This is a genomic window from Nocardia sp. NPDC050378, assembly GCF_040655675.1.
Classification (GTDB): Bacteria; Actinomycetota; Actinomycetes; order Mycobacteriales; family Mycobacteriaceae; genus Nocardia; species Nocardia coubleae.
Map to the genome: position 1 here is coordinate 1 of NZ_JBFAKI010000016.1, position 16,519 is coordinate 16,519.

General features: G+C 68.3%; 17 protein-coding genes and 1 riboswitch. Of the genes, 12 read left to right on the forward strand and 5 right to left on the reverse strand.

The features are described 5' to 3' along the window. The first annotated feature begins 272 nt into the window (after positions 1–272). The 5 genes from AB0I35_RS26140 to AB0I35_RS26160 are packed head-to-tail and all read left to right on the forward strand — an operon-like array spanning position 273 to position 5,034. Complete coding sequence (locus AB0I35_RS26140; RefSeq protein WP_357398971.1) at positions 273–1,358, forward strand: substrate-binding domain-containing protein; 1,086 nt, start codon at positions 273–275, stop codon at positions 1,356–1,358. Further along, entirely contained in the window at positions 1,358–2,113 is a 756-nt protein-coding gene (locus tag AB0I35_RS26145; RefSeq protein WP_357398972.1) for an ATP-binding cassette domain-containing protein, read from the forward strand. The genes AB0I35_RS26140 and AB0I35_RS26145 overlap by 1 nt, the downstream gene beginning before the upstream one ends. Positions 2,114–2,121: 8 nt before the next feature. After that, complete coding sequence (locus AB0I35_RS26150) at positions 2,122–3,351, forward strand: ABC transporter permease (protein WP_357398973.1); 1,230 nt, start codon at positions 2,122–2,124, stop codon at positions 3,349–3,351. A 25-nt stretch (positions 3,352–3,376) separates the two neighbouring features. After that, positions 3,377–4,573: an ROK family protein gene (locus tag AB0I35_RS26155; RefSeq protein WP_357398974.1), complete on the forward strand. Its 1,197-nt coding sequence runs from the start codon at positions 3,377–3,379 to the stop codon at positions 4,571–4,573. Between the two features lie 32 nt (positions 4,574–4,605). Beyond that, the gene (locus AB0I35_RS26160) at positions 4,606–5,034 is read left to right on the forward strand and encodes a nitroreductase family deazaflavin-dependent oxidoreductase (RefSeq protein ID WP_357151549.1); all 429 of its coding nucleotides are present in this window, start codon (positions 4,606–4,608) and stop codon (positions 5,032–5,034) included. 4 nt (positions 5,035–5,038) lie between these two features. Here the strand turns inward: AB0I35_RS26160 and AB0I35_RS26165 are convergent, their stop codons facing one another. The 3 genes from AB0I35_RS26165 to AB0I35_RS26175 are packed head-to-tail and all read right to left on the reverse strand — an operon-like array spanning position 5,039 to position 8,030. After that, positions 5,039–6,073: an ABC transporter substrate-binding protein gene (locus AB0I35_RS26165; protein WP_357398975.1), complete on the reverse strand. Its 1,035-nt coding sequence runs from the start codon at positions 6,071–6,073 to the stop codon at positions 5,039–5,041. Continuing rightward, entirely contained in the window at positions 6,070–7,002 is a 933-nt protein-coding gene (locus tag AB0I35_RS26170; RefSeq protein WP_357398978.1) for an ABC transporter ATP-binding protein, read from the reverse strand. The genes AB0I35_RS26165 and AB0I35_RS26170 overlap by 4 nt, the downstream gene beginning before the upstream one ends. Beyond that, positions 6,999–8,030, reverse strand: a complete 1,032-nt coding sequence (locus AB0I35_RS26175; RefSeq protein ID WP_357398979.1) for an iron ABC transporter permease — start codon at positions 8,028–8,030, stop codon at positions 6,999–7,001. Before AB0I35_RS26175 ends, AB0I35_RS26170 begins: the two co-directional genes overlap by 4 nt. A gap of 32 nt (positions 8,031–8,062) precedes the next feature. After that, a riboswitch (cobalamin riboswitch) is annotated at positions 8,063–8,186 on the reverse strand. Positions 8,187–8,268: 82 nt separating this feature from the next. On the opposite strand from AB0I35_RS26175, the gene AB0I35_RS26180 reads away from it, so the two are divergent. The 5 genes from AB0I35_RS26180 to AB0I35_RS26200 are packed head-to-tail and all read left to right on the forward strand — an operon-like array spanning position 8,269 to position 13,537. Beyond that, complete coding sequence (locus AB0I35_RS26180) at positions 8,269–9,360, forward strand: ABC transporter substrate-binding protein (RefSeq protein WP_357398981.1); 1,092 nt, start codon at positions 8,269–8,271, stop codon at positions 9,358–9,360. Further along, complete coding sequence (locus AB0I35_RS26185) at positions 9,360–10,220, forward strand: ABC transporter permease (protein WP_357398982.1); 861 nt, start codon at positions 9,360–9,362, stop codon at positions 10,218–10,220. The genes AB0I35_RS26180 and AB0I35_RS26185 overlap by 1 nt, the downstream gene beginning before the upstream one ends. Then, positions 10,196–10,963, forward strand: coding sequence for an ABC transporter ATP-binding protein (locus AB0I35_RS26190; RefSeq protein WP_357398983.1), 768 nt, complete (start codon positions 10,196–10,198; stop codon positions 10,961–10,963). Before AB0I35_RS26185 ends, AB0I35_RS26190 begins: the two co-directional genes overlap by 25 nt. Next, positions 10,957–12,309 carry an LLM class flavin-dependent oxidoreductase gene (locus tag AB0I35_RS26195; RefSeq protein WP_357399096.1) on the forward strand — a complete coding sequence of 451 codons (1,353 nt, stop codon included), beginning with the start codon at positions 10,957–10,959 and terminating at the stop codon, positions 12,307–12,309. The genes AB0I35_RS26190 and AB0I35_RS26195 overlap by 7 nt, the downstream gene beginning before the upstream one ends. A gap of 52 nt (positions 12,310–12,361) precedes the next feature. Further along, positions 12,362–13,537, forward strand: coding sequence for an MFS transporter (locus tag AB0I35_RS26200; RefSeq protein ID WP_357398984.1), 1,176 nt, complete (start codon positions 12,362–12,364; stop codon positions 13,535–13,537). 30 nt (positions 13,538–13,567) lie between these two features. Here AB0I35_RS26200 and AB0I35_RS26205 read toward each other — a convergent pair whose 3' ends face one another. Then, positions 13,568–14,158, reverse strand: coding sequence for a TIGR03086 family metal-binding protein (locus AB0I35_RS26205; protein WP_357398985.1), 591 nt, complete (start codon positions 14,156–14,158; stop codon positions 13,568–13,570). A 186-nt stretch (positions 14,159–14,344) separates the two neighbouring features. Between AB0I35_RS26205 and AB0I35_RS26210 the strand changes: the two genes are divergently transcribed. Next, positions 14,345–14,653, forward strand: a complete 309-nt coding sequence (locus AB0I35_RS26210; RefSeq protein ID WP_357398986.1) for a helix-turn-helix domain-containing protein — start codon at positions 14,345–14,347, stop codon at positions 14,651–14,653. A 44-nt stretch (positions 14,654–14,697) separates the two neighbouring features. After that, entirely contained in the window at positions 14,698–15,834 is a 1,137-nt protein-coding gene (locus tag AB0I35_RS26215) for an alpha/beta hydrolase (RefSeq protein WP_357398987.1), read from the forward strand. A 4-nt stretch (positions 15,835–15,838) separates the two neighbouring features. Here the strand turns inward: AB0I35_RS26215 and AB0I35_RS26220 are convergent, their stop codons facing one another. Next, entirely contained in the window at positions 15,839–16,423 is a 585-nt protein-coding gene (locus AB0I35_RS26220; protein WP_067498719.1) for a TetR/AcrR family transcriptional regulator C-terminal domain-containing protein, read from the reverse strand. Positions 16,424–16,519: the final 96 nt, after the last annotated feature.

The window sequence follows — 16,519 nt, forward strand, 5'->3', positions numbered from 1 at the left end:
GCACTCGACAGGGTGTGGGAGAGTAGGACACCGCCGGACAATCATTCACGAAAGCCCTCTGACTACGGTCAGGGGGCTTTCGTCGTATCTGGACCAGGAACCCACCTCTGAGCTGGGCGTACCTACCGCTCGTTGCTTGATTGTTATCGCCGACAACAAATCCTTTGCTCAATCCGCTGTGCAATCGGACGGGCTCGAATAAGTTGTCGAGCACAACATTCGATCCAGCTCGTCCGCCCAGCGGGCGGTGGTTCCACGAAAGGCCCACCCTCATGCGTCAGGGGATCTTCGGCATCGCGGCCGTCTCGATCGCACTTCTCACCTCCGTCACCGCCTGCGGTGGTGACGACAGCAGCTCCGGCTCCGGCAGTGGCGCCAAGATCGGCGTGATCCTGCCCGACAGCAAGACCTCGGCGCGGTGGGAGACGGCGGACCGCAAGTACCTGCAGCAGGCGTTCGACGAGGCCGGGATCAAGGCCGATATCCAGAACGCGCAGGGCGATAAGAACGCCTTCCAGACCATCGCCGACCAGATGATCACCAACGGCGCCTCGGTCCTGATGATCACCAACCTCGACAGCGGCACCGGCAAGGCCGTGATCCAGAAAGCGAAGGCCCAAGGTGTCACGGTCATCGACTACGACCGGCTCACGCTGGGCGGCGGTGCGCCCTACTACGTCTCGTTCGACAACGTGAAGGTCGGCGAGCTGATGGGTAATGGTCTGGCCAAGTGTCTGACCGACAAGCAGGCTGTGAAGCCGGTCGTCGCGTATCTCAACGGTGGTCCGACCGACAACAACGCGACCCTGTTCAAGAACGGCTACGACGGTGCCTTGGCGCCGAAGTTCGCCGCGGGCGAACTGGTGAAGGGCCCGGACCAGGCCGTGCCGGAGTGGGACAACACCAAGGCAGGCACCATTTTCGAGCAGATGCTCACCGGCACCCCGAACCTCGGCGGCGTCGTGGCGGCGAACGACGGGCTGGCCAATGCCGCCATCGCGGTGCTGAAGAAGCAGAAGCTCAACGGTCAGGTGCCGGTGACGGGCCAGGACGCGACCGTGCAGGGACTGCAGAACGTGCTCGCCGGCGATCAGTGCATGACCGTCTACAAGGCGATCAAGCTCGAGGCCGCCGCGGGCGCGAAACTCGCGATCGCGCTGGCCAAGGGGGAGAAGGGCGAGGCGAACAGCACCGTCGACGACCCCGAGGCGAAGACGAAGGTGCCTGCGGTGCTGCTGGAGCCGAAGGCGATCTTCAAGAACAACGTCAACGATGTGGTCGCCGACGGATTCGTCGACAAGACCGAGCTGTGCGCGGGTGAATTCGCCAAGCTCTGTGCCGACAACGGCGTGCGCTGATGGACACCCCGGTCATCGAATTACGGGGTATCGACAAGAGCTTCGGCCCCGTCCACGTCTTGCACACGGTTGATTTCGCGGTTTATCCCGGCGAAGTGACCGCGCTGGTCGGCGACAACGGCGCCGGCAAATCGACCCTGGTCAAATGCATCGGCGGCACCCATCCGATCGATGCGGGCGAGATCCTGTTCGAGGGCGAACCGGTGCAGATCGGCAACCCACGCGACGCCGCCGAGCTCGGCATCGAGATCGTGTATCAGGACCTTGCGCTCTGCGACAACCTCGACATCGTGCAGAACATGTTTCTCGGCCGTGAACGCAAGCACGGGATCGTGCTCGACGAATACGGCATGGAGGAACTCGCCGGGCGAACCCTGGCCGGGCTGTCGGTGCGGACCGTCAAGTCGGTGCGGCAGAAGGTGGCGAGCCTGTCGGGTGGTCAGCGTCAGACCGTGGCCATCGCCAAAGCGGTGCTGTGGAACAGCAAGGTGGTGATTCTGGACGAACCGACCGCCGCACTCGGCGTCGCCCAGACCCAGCAGGTGCTGGAACTGGTGCGCCGGCTGGCCGACAAAGGCCTTGCGGTGGTGCTGATCTCGCACAACATGAACGACGTGTTCGCGGTCTCCGACCGGATCGCGGCGCTGTATCTGGGCCGGATGGCCGCGCAGGTCCGCACGACCGACGTGACCCACTCGCAGGTGGTCGAGCTGATCACCTCCGGGCGCAGCGGCAGTCTCGGGGTGAAGGCATGAGTACGACGGTGACAGAGAAGAGTGCGGCCGCGACGGCTCCGGTCAGCGAACTGGTGACCTCGTATGTCGGACGGGTGCGCAGTGGGAACATGGGGGCGTTGCCCTCGGTGATCGCGCTTGTGGTGCTGTCGGTGGTGTTCTGGATCGCCCGGCCGGTGTTCATGACGCAGGGCAATATCGCGAATCTGTTCACCCAGGGCGCCGCCATCGCGGTGATCGCCATGGGGTTGATCTTCGTACTGTTGCTCGGTGAGATCGACCTGTCGGCCGGGTTCACCAGTGGTGTGTGCGCGGCGGTGCTCGCGGTGCTGCTCACCGACAAAGGCTGGCCGTGGTATTCGGCGGTGCTCGTCGCGCTGCTCACTGGTGTGGTGATCGGTTCGGCCATCGGGGCGATCGTGGTGAAGATCGGAGTGCCCTCGTTCGTGGTGACCCTCGCGGCGTTCTTGGCGCTGCAGGGCGTGGCGCTCAAGATCATGGACAACGGGCGCAATATCTCCATCCACGACGAGACCATCCTCGCCATCGCGAACAAGAACGTGCCGCCGCTGCTCGGCTGGGCGATGTACGCGGTGCTGCTAGCCGGATTCGGGTTCGTGCAGTACCGGAAGTTGCGCGCGCGTACTCAGCTCGGGCTCACCGGCGAGAGTGCCGCGGTGGTGACGCTGCGGATCGCGGCGGTGGCTGTGGTCGCCGGTGTCGCGGTGGCGATCCTCAACGACGAACGCAGCCGCAACCCAGAAGTCAACTCGTTGCAGGGCATGCCGATCGTGGTACCGATCATCGTGGCGTTGCTGCTGCTGTGGACGTTCGTGCTCAACCGCACCTCGTTCGGGCGCCACATCTACGCGGTGGGCGGCAATGTGGAAGCGGCTCGGCGCGCGGGCATCCCAGTGGACCGGATCAAGATCAGCGCCTTCGTGCTCTGTTCGACGATGGCCGCGGTCGGCGGTTTGATCGCCGCGTCGCGAGCCAACTCGGTCGATCCGAACACCGGTGGGTCCGATGTGCTGCTGACGGCGGTCGGTGCGGCGGTGATCGGCGGCACCAGCCTGTTCGGTGGTCGCGGCCGGATGCTCGACGCGGTACTCGGTGCCGCCGTGGTCGCGGTCATCAACAACGGGATGGGCCTGATGGGCTACAGCGCGGGCACGAAATTCGTTGTGACAGGATTTGTTCTGCTGCTCGCGGCGGGGGTGGACGCGCTGTCGCGCAAGCGTTCGCTGCCAGGAAGTTGACCGACGACGGGGAAGGGAGGGCCGGATGAAAGCAGCACCCTCCCCGGACGAGATCCGCCGCCGGAATCTCGCGGTGCTGCTGCGCCACGTCCACGTGAGCGGACCGTTGTCGCGGGCGGAGCTCGCCGAGCGAATGGGCTTGAACCGCAGCACGATCCTCGCCTTGACCACCGACCTCGCCGCCGCGGGGTTGGTGCGGGAGGAATTGCCGGGACAGACGGGCAAAGCGGGGCGGCCGTCGCTGGTGGTGCGCCCCGAATCCGACCGGGTCTATGTCCTCGCGCTGGACGTGGGTGCCGACCGGCTCGCGGTGGCGCGCGTCGGTTTGGGTGGCGCGATCATGGACCGGTGCGAAATGCCGCGTGACACGGGCACTTTCGATCCGGACGAGGTGATCGCCGAACTGGCGCGGATGACGGAGTCGATGATGGACGCCGCGCATGAGGGTGCGGTGTGCGCCGGTGTGGGGCTCGCGTTCTGCGGGATGGTGCGCGAGCGCGACGGGGTGGTGCGGTACGGGCCCAATATCGGGTGGGTCGATGTGCCGGTCGGGGCGTTGCTGTCCGAAAGGCTCGGTGTGCCTGTCGCGGTGGGCAACAACGCGAACCTCGGGGCGATCGCCGAGCGGGAGCGCGGTGTCGGGGCGGGGGTCCGCGACCTGATCTACCTGCACGGTGAGGTCGGGATCGGTGGCGGCGTCATCATGGGTGGGGAACTGCTCGGTGGCGAAGGCGGGTACGGCGGCGAGGTCGGGCACATGATCGTGAATCCCGGCGGCCGGGCCTGCCGCTGCGGCTCGCGAGGCTGTCTGGAAGCCGAGGCCGGTGAGCTCGCCCTGATCGCGGCGGCCGGTCGCAGCGACCTGACCGGCCGGGCGGCGGTGGCGGCGATCGTCGACGCGGCCGCGCGCGGCGACGCCGACGCCCGCGACGCGCTGCACCAGGTGGGGGACTGGCTCGGGTACGGCGTAGCCAACCTGGTCAACGTGTTCAACCCGACCATGGTGGTGTTCGGTGGGGTCCTGCGCGAGATCTACCTGGCTGCCGCGGCGCAGGTGCGCAGCAGGCTGGCGGTCGACGGGTTGCTGGCGGTCCGCGAGCGGGTCCGGTTGCGCACCTCCGCCCTCGCCGACGACGCCCCGCTCGTCGGCGCCGCCGAACTGGCCTTCGCCGAGCTGCTCACCGATCCGTTGCAGACCCTGGCCCGCGCGCAAAACGCCTGACCTGGGTGCGAGCACCGAGTAGATTTGCCGATATGCCAAGTGACCTGCAGCTGAAGATCATGAACGGCGTTCACCGTGCCCTGCTCGCTGTCACCGGTGGGCGGATCGGCAAGACCGTGATGGGGATGCCGTCGCTCGAACTCACCACGATCGGACGCAAGTCGGGTCAGCCGCGTTCGGTGATGCTCACGGCTCCGATCCTGGAGGAGGACCGGATCGTCGTCGTCGCCTCGCGCGGCGGCGATCCCACCCATCCCGCCTGGTTCCTGAACCTGCGCGACAACCCCGAGGTCGAGGTCGCCGTGCAGAACGGTCCGCGCGAGCCGATGATCGCCCGCGTCGCGACGGAAGCCGAACGGGCGGACCTGTGGCCGCAGGTCGTCGCGACGTACAAGGGATACGGCGACTACCAGACCAAGACCACCCGCGAGATCCCGCTGGTGCTGCTCACCCGGCGCTGACCGGTCAGCGCACCGCGTCGTCGGCGCGCGGGACCACGGTCGAGGCGGGCACCAGGTTCCAGGCCTCCAATTGCTTGCGGATCTGCTCGGCGGCGTCGATATTGAGCGGTCCGCTCGTCCACAGGGCGTAAGGCAGATTGAAAAAGCGGCTCTCCCGCACCGCCCGCAGGTTGTTGATGCCGGGTTTGCCGCGCAGTATGTCGACCTTCTGTGCGTAGGTCTGGCCGGGGTAGTCGACGAACATGACGGCGTCGGGGTCGGCGGCTGCCAGGCGCTCCCAGGAGACCTTGGTCCAGGTGTCGGCGACGTCGTCGAGGATGTTGCGGGCGCCCGCCGCCTCCAGAATCGCCTGGGGCGCACCGAATTTCCCGCTCGAATAGATGGTGTCGGTGCCGCTGTCGAAGAGGAAGACGGTGGGGGCCTTCGCCGGTTTCGGAGCGGCCGCAAGGGCCGCCAGCCTGGTGTCGAGATCGGCGGTGACCTCGCCTGCGCGGGCGGTGCGGCCGGTGATGACACCCAGATCGGTGAGATCGGTGCGCAGCGCCGTCCACGGTTCCACGGTGCCGCGCGCGGCACCCCCGTCGGCCTGGCGGCAGCTCTCGGTGAGTACGTAGGCGGCGATGCCGTCTTTGCGCAAGGAGGCGGGGGTGAGGTTGCTCGCCTCGTCGTAGCCGTAGCTCCAGCCGGCGACCATCACGTCGGGTCGTTGGGCGAGAACCGTTTCGCGCGAAGGATATTCGGGGGCGACGTCATTGAGGCCGTCGACGATCTCGGCGCCGTAGTGGGCGCGCAGGGTGGCCGCGTCGCGTTTGACACTGGAGACCGCCGCGACCTGATCCTGGGCACCCAGTGCCAGCACCATCGAGATGAGATTGCCGTCGTTGACGAACATGCGCTGTGCTGGTGCCGGGAAACCGGTCTCCACACCGCAATTGCGAACCGTCACCGTGGTGGTGGATTCGGCGGCGGTGCCGGTGCAGGCCGCGAGTACGGCGGCGAGTGCGGTGGTGGCCAGGATCCGGCCGGGGTGCTTGTTCATCGTCGTGCCTCTCGCGGGGTGATCAACAGGTGGTCCTCGCCGGTGACCGGATGCCGGACGCGGTTGGCGTCGACACCGAAGACCTCGGCGACGACGGCGGGGGAGAGCGCGTCGGCCGGTGGCACGGGTGGGCGGGCAGAACCCTTGTGCAGCACGATGATCCGATCGCAATAGCGGTCCGCCAGCGACAGGTCGTGCAGGGCGGCGACCACCGTGCGGCGCAGACCGCGGACCAGGGTGAGCAGTTCGAGCTGGTGGGTGACATCGAGGTGGTTGGTCGGCTCGTCGAGGAGCAGGACCGGGGTGTTCTGGACGAGTGCCCGGGCGAGCAGGACGCGTTGACGTTCGCCGCCGGAGAGTTGTCGCACGGGTCGCTCGGCGAAGCCGTGCAGGTCGACCGAGGCCAAAGCCTGTGTCACGCGCTGCTGTTCGCGCGGTGCGCCGAGACCCCACGGCGGGAGATACGGCGTGAGGCCGAGCGCGACGACCTCGCCGACCAGCATGTCGTCGGGTGGGATCTCGTCCTGCGCCACCAGGGCGACGGTCGCGGCGCGGCGGCGGGGGCGCAGCTCGTGCAGGACCTCGTCGTCGACGAGTACCCGGCCCGAACGCGGCCTGTGCACGCCGGACAAGGTGCGCAGCAGGGTGGTCTTGCCGCTGCCGTTGGGCCCGACGATCCCGATGGTTTCGCCCGGCTCGATCGAGAAGTCGACACCTTCGACAACGATGCGTCGACCGATCGCGCAAGAGAGGTCGTGCACACGGATGCGGCCAGCTGCGAGGGGAAGTGGCTCGGTGGCAGGCGTTTCCGGTCTGGATGTGTGCGGTTCGGCGCCGGAGCGCGGGTTCGGTCCGAATGCCTGCGGCTCGTCGGGCGAATGCGTGTCGGGTCGGTGGGTCTGCGGGCTCAGCGGATGTTCGTCGTTCATGAGGTGCCGAATCGGTAGCGGCGCCTGCCCATCAGCAGCAGGAAGGTGGGGGCGCCGATGAGGCCGGTGAGGACACCGACCGGAATCTCGGTGGGGCGCACCAGCACCCGGGTGGCGGCATCGGCGACCACCAGGAACAGTGCCCCGCACAGCGCGCAGGCGGGCAGCAGATCACGATGTCGTGGGCCGACGATCATGCGCGCGGCATGCGGGACGACCAGGCCGACGAAACCGATCCCACCCGACACCGCCACCAGCACACCGACGAGCACCGCGAGCAGCACGAACAACCCGATCCGCAGGCCGGTCACCGGTACGCCGAGGGAGGAGGCGGTGTCGGCGCCCAGGGTGAGGGCGTCGAGCCAACCCGCGATCGCGACCAGGATCGTGGCACAGAGCGCGACGACGATCAGCGGGAGGGCAAGGGTCGACCAGTCCGCGCCCGCGAGGCTGCCGAGCAGCCAGAACAGCACCGATTCGGCGGCGGCGGGATCGGTGCTGCGGAACACCAGGTAGCTGCTGCACGCGGCGAAGGCCGAGCCGAGCACGGTACCGGTGAGCACCAGCCGCAACGGGGTGAGTCCGCCCTGCGCCAGGGCGATGAGGAATACGAGGGTCGCCGCACCGAAAGCGCCGGCCAACGCACCACCGGACAACGCCCATATGCCCGCCCCCGCGAACAGGCCGGAGGTGATGACGGCCGCCGCGCCGACGGCCGCGCCGGAGGAGACACCGAGCAGGTAGGGGTCGGCGAGCGGGTTGCGGACCAGGGTCTGCATCGCGGCGCCCGCCACCGCGAGACCGGCACCGACCACGGCGGCGAGGATGGTGCGCGGGACGCGCAGCTGCCAGACGATGGTGTCGATGCCGGGGTCGGTGGGGGTAGTTCCGGTGAGCCGGGCGCCGAGAGTGTCGAGCACCGCGCGCACCGGAACGGTCTCCGCGCCGAAACCGGTGGCGGCGATCATGGCGACCAGCAGCAACACCGCGAGCACGGGTAGTGCGAGCGAGATCCGTGCACGGATCATCGCGGCTTCTCCAGAGGCAAGGCGCGGCCCTTTCAGAGGGTGCCCGGCGAGGGAGGTCTGACTTTCGCCGTGAGGCGATCACAGTGGCGCGACCGTCCCGGAATTGCACCGGATTCCCGCACCCACCGGGGATGACCCACCGACTGTAGCGTGGCACCGGGTGCCGGCACAGCGCCGGGTTCGGCTCACGGTAAGGCAAAGGGTGTTCGCCGGTTTGTCCGGTTGCTTGAATCCGGGTATGTACCGACCGAACACCTCTGCGCACGGCCTGCGTGGCCGCGTCACCGCCGCCTTCCTCGCGGTGGCCACCGCTGCGACTCTCGGCCTGACCGGGTGCGCGGGCGGCGACGACAAACCACTCGGCACCCCCGACGCACCGCTGCCGACCGATGTTCCGCCGGGCACCACCCTCGTGGTCGCCGACCAGCAGGAGCGGTTACAGCACGCGCTCCGGCTCTCGGGTGAGCTGGACAAGCTGCCGTTCAAGATCGAGTTCGCGAATTTCGTCGGCGGGCCCGCGATCCTGGAGGCCTTCCGGGCCGGCGCGGCCGATGTGGGCCAGGTCGGTGACGTACCGCCGATCCACGCACTCGCGGCGGGACAGGACGTGCCGATCGTCGGCTCGTACCAGACCAATCCGCAGGCGCTGAAACTCGCTGTCGCCCCGGGCTTGTCGATCACGAAGCTCACGGAGTTGAAGGGGCGCAAGATCGCCTACGCCGAGGGCACCGCCCAGCAGGCGGCGGTGTTGAAGGCGCTGAGCAAGGCGGGTCTGAAAACCGGTGACGTGCAATTGATCCGGTTGCAGCTCGCGGAGTTCCTCGACGCGGTGCGCACCGGACAGGTCGAGGTGGCGCCGCTGATCGAACCGAATGTGACCAGGTTGCTGCGCACTCCCGGCACGTCGCTGATCCCGGATTCGGAGACGAGCGGCATCTACAGCGGGCTCGCCTATGTGTACGCGCGACGTGCCGTGGTGCAGGATCCGGCGAAGGCGGCCGCGACCCGGGCCCTGGTCGGCGCGTTCGTGCGGGCATGGCACTGGACCAACACCCACAGTGCCGAATGGGCCGAGGCGTACTACGTGCGCAACCAGAAGGTGAGCCCCGACGACGCGCGGCGAATCGTGGAGTCGCTCGGCACCTATACGTTCCCGCACCTGGACCAGCGGCTGGTCGCGCGTCAGCAGAGCACGATCGACGCGATCGATGCCGCCGGTGAGTTGCCGAGGAAGATCACCGCCGCCGACGGTTTCGACCTGCGTTTCGACGCGGCGGTCACCGAGGCCGTCACCGCGAGCGGCGCGGCCTTCGCCGGGGCGGTGAGCTGATGGCGACCCTCGAAGCCGGTGTGTTGCGGCGCGTACGGGCACACCGGACCGGCGAACCCGAATTGGCTCCGCGTGGACGCGGTAAGCGAAGGCTCGGCCCCGGCAAGCCCATTCCGTTCGGTTTCGCGCTCGGTCCGGCGTTACTCGTCGGCGCGTGGGTCGTCGGATCGGCCACGGGTGCACTCGATCCCGAGACATTGCCCGCACCGTGGACGGTCGCGCGGACGGCGGGGGAGTTGATCGCGGACGGGCGACTGCAGTCCAATCTGCTCACCTCGCTGCAACGGGCGGTGATCGGGCTGGTGCTCGGTGTGGTGATCGGGGTGGTGCTGGCGCTGATCGCCGGGTTGAGCCGAATCGGGGAGGCGCTGGTCGACGGCCCGGTGCAGATCAAACGCGCCATTCCGACGTTGGCGCTGATCCCGCTGTTCATCGTGTGGTTCGGGATCGGTGAGGAGATGAAGCTGATCGTCATCACGACCAGCGTGCTGATCCCGATCTACCTCAACACCCATGCGTATCTGCGCGGTGTGGACGCGCGGTACGTGGAGCTGGCCGAGACGGTGGGGCTGTCGCGGTGGGGATTCCTGCGCCGCGTCGCACTGCCCGGGTCGCTGCCCGGCTTCTTTCTCGGGCTGCGGCTCGCGGTGACGATTTCGTGGCTGGCGCTGGTGGTCGTCGAACAGGTGAACGCGACCAGCGGCATCGGATACCTGATGACGCAGGCGCGCACCTACGGACAGATCGACGTGATCGTGGTCGGCCTGGTGATCTACGGACTTCTCGGACTCTTCGGCGACCTCGCCGTGCGGACAACGGAACGAAAGGTGCTGGCATGGCGACAGACGCTGGGCGACTGATCGAGCGCGACGACCGCGCGGTGGTGCGGACCAGGGGTCTCACCCGTGGCTTCGGGCAGCGTGTCATATTGCGGGGTATAGATATTGCGATCCGTCGTGGCGAGTTCGTCGCGCTGCTGGGGCGCAGCGGGTCCGGTAAGAGCACGCTGTTGCGCGCCCTGGCCGAACTCGACGCACAGGTGCCCGGTTCCGGGGAGCTCACCGTTCCCGGCCGACGCGCTGTGGTGTTCCAGGATTCGCGGCTGCTGCCCTGGGCACGGGTACTCGACAATGTGGTGCTCGGACTCACCGGCCGCGACGCCGCCGAGCGCGGCCGGGCAGCGCTGGCCGAGGTAGGCCTCGGTGGACGCGAGAAGGCTTGGCCCCGTGAGCTTTCCGGTGGCGAACAGCAGCGGGTGGCGCTGGCCCGATCGCTGGTGCGTGAGCCGGAACTGTTGCTGGCCGACGAACCGTTCGGCGCGCTCGACGCCCTCACCAGGATCCGCATGCACTCGCTGTTGCAGGCGCTGTGCGCACGGCATCAGCCCGCCGTGTTGCTGGTGACCCATGACGTGGACGAGGCCCTGCTGCTGGCCGACCGGGTACTGGTCCTCGACGAGGGCCGCATCGCCATCGATCAGCGCATCGATATCGCCCGACCGCGCAGGCACGCCCACCCCGAGTTCATCCGGCTGCGCGAGGTGCTGCTGACCGGACTCGGCGTGGACACCACCGACCTCGAGACAGTGAAGCAGGCATCGTGAACGCACCACGGCAATTGAGTCTGAACGCCTTCATCTACCCGTCCGGTCATCACGAGGCCGCGTGGCGGCATCCCGACAGCCGGCCGGACCGCATCTACGACGTGACCTACTACCAGGAGATCGGGCGCACCGCGGAGGCGGCGAAGCTGGACGCGGTGTTCTTCGCCGACGGGCCCGCCTTGCGTACCGATGTGCGCCACAACGCCGCACCAGGGCTCGAACCGATCACACTGCTCACGGCCATCGCCTCCGCCACAACACATCTGGGGCTCATCGCCACGGCGTCGACCACGTACTACGAGCCGTACAACCTCGCACGGTTGTTCTCCTCGCTCGACCACATCTCGGGCGGCCGGGCGGGCTGGAACATCGTCACCACCGGAACCGATGTGGCGGCCGCCAATTTCGGCCTCGAACGGCATCCCGATCATCGTGAGCGGTACGCCAGGGCGCGTGAATTCGTCGACGCGGTGGTCGCGCTGTGGGACAGCTGGGAGGACGACGCGATCGTGCTCGACCGGGCGGCGGGCATCTACGCGGACGCGGACAAGATCCATCCGATCGATTTCGTCGGTGAATACCTGCGGGTGCGTGGGCCTTTCAACTCGGCCCGGACACCACAGGGGCGACCCGTGCTGGTGCAGGCCGGTGCGTCCAACGAGGGCCGTGCGTTCGCCGGCCGGTACGCCGAGGCGATTTTCACGGCACACCAGCGCCTTTCGGATGCGCAGGCCTTCTACGCCGACATCAAGGCCAAGGCCGCCGAGTACGGGCGCGACGCCGAGGCGGTGCGGATCCTGCCGGGCATCAGCCCGTTCATCGCCGACACCGAGTCCGCCGCGCGGCGTCTGGAGCGCGAGTTCAACGAGCTCACCGTGCCGGAATACGGGTTGAGGCAACTGGAATCGATCACCGGGACGTCGCTGCGCGGGTACGCGCTCGACGAGGTGGTGCCGGTGGAGGTCTTCGCCGGGGCGGGCGATGTCACCGACAACGCGCGCAGCAGGCTGCAGGTGGTGGCCGGAATCGTCGAGCGCGAACGACCGACCCTGCGCGGATTGCTGCACCGGCTGGCCGGTGCGCGCGGGCACCGGGTCATCGCCGGAACACCCGAGCAGATCGCTGACACCATAGAGGAATGGTTCACCCACGGCGCGGCAGACGGATTCAATGTGATGCCGCCCTGGTACCCCGGCGGACTCGAGGTGTTCACCTCGACGGTGGTGCCGATCTTGCGGGAACGCGGCCTGTTCCGCACCGAGTACTCGGGAACGACATTGCGCGACCACTTCGGGCTCGCCCGGCCCGCGAGCCGATTCGCGCCCGAACCGGCGAGTGTCGGATGAACGACGGAAGTTGTTGTCCGGCTGACAGCGATGGATCGGTTGCCGGGCGGTGATGCTCGACGATTCTCCTGTTCGGCTGCGGACGCTTGCGCTGCCGGTCTTCGCGCCGATGGTGTTGTACGGCATCGGGACCGGTGCCGCCGCACCGATGTACGCGCTGCGGGCGCTCGACCTCGGTGCATCGGCGGGTGCGGCCGGGTTGATCGTCGCGTTGAGCGGGCTCGGGATGGTTCTCACGGATCTGCCCGCCGGGCGAATCGTCGCGCGGATCGGGGAGCGGGCCGCGATCGGTGTCGGCAGCGGGCTCGGTCTGGTCGGCGTGGTCGCGGCGATCCTCGCGCCGAATCTGGGTGTGCTGGCGGTGGGTTTGCTGCTCATCGGTGCGGCGGGCGCGGTGTGGGGGCTGGCCAGGCAGACCTATCTGGTGTCGGTGGTCGCACCGGAACAGCGTGGACGGGCCATGTCGACGCTGGCCGGTGCGCACCGGTTGGGGTTCTTCTGTGGGCCGTTCCTCGGTGCGGCGCTGGTGCACGGATTCGGTCCGATCGGGGCACTGTGGTTGCAGTTGGTGACCACCGTGGTGGCGGCCGCGGCGATGCTGACGATCCGCTCGGGCGCACCGGACGAGCCGTCGTCACGGCCGCTGCACACCGTGGTTTCCGAAAACCACAGGGCGTTGGGCACTCTCGGCCTCGCGGCGGTCGCGGTCGGCGCGGCACGCGCGTCGCGGTCGGCGCTGCTGCCGCTGTGGGCCGTGCACCTCGGTATCGACGCCGCGACGACGAGTCTGCTGTTCGGGCTGGCGGGTGCGATCGACGTGCTCATGTCCTACCCGGCCGGGGTGTGGCTGGACCGGGCGGGCAGCCGCGTCACCGGCGTCGCCTGCGGCATCTGTTTCGCCGCCGGTTACGCGGCACTGCCTTTCACCGATTCCGTGCTCACCATGGGCGCGGCCACCATGCTGCTCGGCTTGGCGAACGGACTGAGCAACGGTCTCATCATGACCGTCGGGGCGTTCGCCGCCCCACCGGACCGGCGCGCCGAATTCCTCGGCGCGTGGCGCGTGACCCACGACGCCGGGATGTTCGCCGGGCCGGTCGCGGTCGGGCTGGTCGGCGCCTTCGCCGGGCTGGCCGCCGCCGGTGGGCTACTCGCGGTCACCCTCGGGCTCGGGTCGGTCGCGATGTATCGGTGGTTTCCCGGGCCGATTTCGCGCACCGACCGGTGACCAGGAAACCCCGCGGCCCACGGCGGTCGGCTATCGAACCGGTGGCTGCCACCCGGGATCGCGACCGGTGACACCGAGGATGCGGTCGATGAGCGGGGCATCGGGGGAGACCGGCACTTCGGGCCCGTAGATCCCCATGCCGCGTCCTTGCTCGGCGGTGGCGGCGGTTTCGGCGTAGACGTCCGCGAGAAGGTCGTCGTCCCACGACACCGGCGTGTCGAGCGCTCGGGACAGGTCCCAGCCGTGCACGATCAGCTCGCCGACGACCATCGCGCCGATCATCGCCGCGGGCAGTTCCGTCGGGCCACCCATATGGGTGACACCCGCCCACGCCGCGGGGTCACGCCAGATGGTGGCGAGTTCGTCGAGCTGGGTTTCGAGGGCGGGGGCCCACCTTCCGGTGACCAGGTCGACGTCGGATTCGGTAGCGGCAGGCGGCGGAACACTTTCCTTACGGCCCGCCCCGATCAGCGACGGCCCCCAGAACAACAGGTGATTGAGCAGAGCACGCACATCGAACTCGGTACACGGTGTCGGCGCGGTCAGCTGATCCGGTGTGACAGTACGGATGATCTTCGACAACGGCACCGCAGCGCGGGCCACACGTTCGTTCTCGGACATACGGCGAGCCAACCACCGGCCGCCCACCCGTGTCTTGAACAAACGCGACATAGACGCGACCGGACGATCGACGCCACAACAGTTTTCGGACCGAGTGACAAGTCTCACGGATGCCGGAGCGGCCTGCCGGTTCTCGGAGCCCGGCTGCCCGCGCCCGATTCCCGCGCCGATCTCGCGGCGCGAATCGTGGCCGGGATCGCCGCGGGCCCCACCGTGACCAGGGTCGACGAGGTGGCGGATCGGTTCGGCACCACGGTGCGCGGGCCGCAGCGGCTGTTCGCGGAGTACGTCGGAATCGGTCCGAAATGGGTGATTCGGCGATATCGGCTGCGGGAGATCACCGAGCGCCTCGCGACCGGGGACGAAGTCGACTGGGCGAGGCCGGCCGCCGACCTCGGCTACGCCGACCAAGCCCACCTCAGCCGGGATTTCCGCACCGTTTTCGGGGAGCCGCCGACGGGTTACGCACAGCGGTACGACGGCTTCGGCGGCTGACGATCATCGGGCCGGGCCGTGGCGGACGCCCCTACAGTGGAAATATGTCGACGTTCGAGCGGCATCCGTCCACCGTCGCGGACTACGACGACGCGCGACGGCGGGCACGGCTGCGGGAAACCCGGATAGGACTCCGGCGCTGGGGGCGCGCCCGGATGATGGCGATGCGAGCGGTCGGGGTGGTACTCGTCGGGCTCATCGTGTTCGCCCAGTACTGGAAGTACGACGTGATGCCCGAGCGGGCTCGGCTCGAACAGACCGCACCCGATCTGCTGCCGGTGTCGTTGCCCGCCGACTCCCGGGATTGGGATACCGCGGTGGTCGATCTGGTCGGTCTCGGCGGGGTGAACGCCGTCCCGACCGCGTCGGCGCTGCCCGTGCTGAACCGGCTCGGTGTGGTGTGGGCGGTGCGTTACGACGACGCCGGTATCGACACCAAGGTCATCGCCGACATGATCGTGCGTGCCGCCCGCTACGGCGCCGTGCGCAATATCGTGCTCGTGGGGCACAGCATGGGCGGAGTGGTCGCGCTCGAGGTGGCCCGCCACATCCACCTGGGCAGTGACCGACGATTGGTGGGCGTGGTTCTCGACTGCACGCCGATCGACCTCCACGCTGTTCGCCCCGAAAGCCGCAGTCGCGGAGCCGAACTGCTGCGCTGGACCGGCTGGCTGCCGGGCGCGCGGGAGAGCAGGCTGCTGCGCTTCACTGTCGAAATGGCCGCCCGGCGTGATCGTTTCACCGTCCCCGGTGCCCCGCTGCCCGGAATCGACTTCGGTGAACTGCGCGAGGTGGCCGAAGAAGTGTTGCGCGACAAGATCTTCTCCGAGAACGCGGCGAGCAACGGCCTGATCGAATCGCAGTTCCTGGCCATCGTCGCGGGCGGTGGCGCCGCCGATCTGCGGACACTCGCCCGGCCGAACCCCGATCGTGAAAGCCCGGCCATCGTGTTCATCCGCCCCGGCGACGCCGCGCGCGACGACGTCGTCGATGTCGAGTACTCGCACCGGGTGCTGGCCGAGCACGCGGGCGGGGTCGACGGCAACCTGCTGGTGGTGCGGGCGGCCGGAACCGGTCACGCGAACCCGATACAGCGACCGCGCGAATACAACGCCGCGATCGAGTCGCAGGTGCTGCCGTTCCTGTTCCGCTATCAGCAGGCGGTCCGCGACCGCCGGTGAGGAATCAGCGCACCCGGGAACCGAGGATGGTGCGCACCCCGGCGATGAACAACTGCAGGCCGAAATCGAATCGTGCGGTGGCGTCCGGTGTCTCGAACAGGGGAGTGTTGTCGGCGGGCAGGGCGCCGACCGAGTCCATCTGCATGCGTGACTGTTCGTCGACGGTCTGGCCGAGTACGTAGTAGAGCAGGGTGTAGGCCGTGAGTTCGGCTTCCTCCCTCGTCATGCCTGCCCGGATCACGATGCCCGCCAGCCGTTCTCGCGCCTTGCTCGTGGTCAGCCGCGACGCGTAGGTCGCCGAGACCAGTTCGGCGCCGTCACGGTAGGCGAGCAGGCAGTCGCGCAGCCGATGCGCGAGCTCGGTGAGCTGCTCGGGCCACTCGGTGGCGGCGATCGGCTCGTCCATGGGTGCGAGGATCCGGTCGGCCACCGCGCCGAGCAGCGACTGCTTGTCCTTGACGTGCCAGTACAGCGCCCCCGGCTGCACCTGCAGCGACCCGGCCAACCTGCGCATCGTCAGATCGGCCAGCCCGTACTGATCCAGAATCGTCACCGCGGCATCGACCACGTCCGTCTTCCGCAGCTGCACAGGTGTCCTTCCGCCGATTCGCGACCCGAGTGTCGTGACTCACTACTTCCCGCTACCCTATCCTGAACACCGTTCAAGTTGCACGGCCACCGCGAT

Bases quoted from the DNA above. Each gene is read 5' to 3' on its own strand.
- AB0I35_RS26170 (WP_357398978.1), bottom strand. From the start codon at position 7,002: ATGAACGACGAACATCCGCTGAGCCCGCAGACCCACCGACCCGACACG.
- AB0I35_RS26165 (WP_357398975.1), bottom strand. From the start codon at position 6,073: ATGAACAAGCACCCCGGCCGGATCCTGGCCACCACCGCACTCGCCGCC.
- AB0I35_RS26215 (WP_357398987.1), top strand. From the start codon at position 14,698: ATGTCGACGTTCGAGCGGCATCCGTCCACCGTCGCGGACTACGACGAC.
- AB0I35_RS26140 (WP_357398971.1), top strand. From the start codon at position 273: ATGCGTCAGGGGATCTTCGGCATCGCGGCCGTCTCGATCGCACTTCTC.
- AB0I35_RS26180 (WP_357398981.1), top strand. From the start codon at position 8,269: ATGTACCGACCGAACACCTCTGCGCACGGCCTGCGTGGCCGCGTCACC.
- AB0I35_RS26155 (WP_357398974.1), top strand. From the start codon at position 3,377: ATGAAAGCAGCACCCTCCCCGGACGAGATCCGCCGCCGGAATCTCGCG.
- AB0I35_RS26200 (WP_357398984.1), top strand. From the start codon at position 12,362: ATGCTCGACGATTCTCCTGTTCGGCTGCGGACGCTTGCGCTGCCGGTC.
- AB0I35_RS26185 (WP_357398982.1), top strand. From the start codon at position 9,360: ATGGCGACCCTCGAAGCCGGTGTGTTGCGGCGCGTACGGGCACACCGG.
- AB0I35_RS26145 (WP_357398972.1), top strand. From the start codon at position 1,358: ATGGACACCCCGGTCATCGAATTACGGGGTATCGACAAGAGCTTCGGC.
- AB0I35_RS26160 (WP_357151549.1), top strand. From the start codon at position 4,606: ATGCCAAGTGACCTGCAGCTGAAGATCATGAACGGCGTTCACCGTGCC.
- AB0I35_RS26190 (WP_357398983.1), top strand. From the start codon at position 10,196: ATGGCGACAGACGCTGGGCGACTGATCGAGCGCGACGACCGCGCGGTG.
- AB0I35_RS26175 (WP_357398979.1), bottom strand. From the start codon at position 8,030: ATGATCCGTGCACGGATCTCGCTCGCACTACCCGTGCTCGCGGTGTTG.
- AB0I35_RS26205 (WP_357398985.1), bottom strand. From the start codon at position 14,158: ATGTCCGAGAACGAACGTGTGGCCCGCGCTGCGGTGCCGTTGTCGAAG.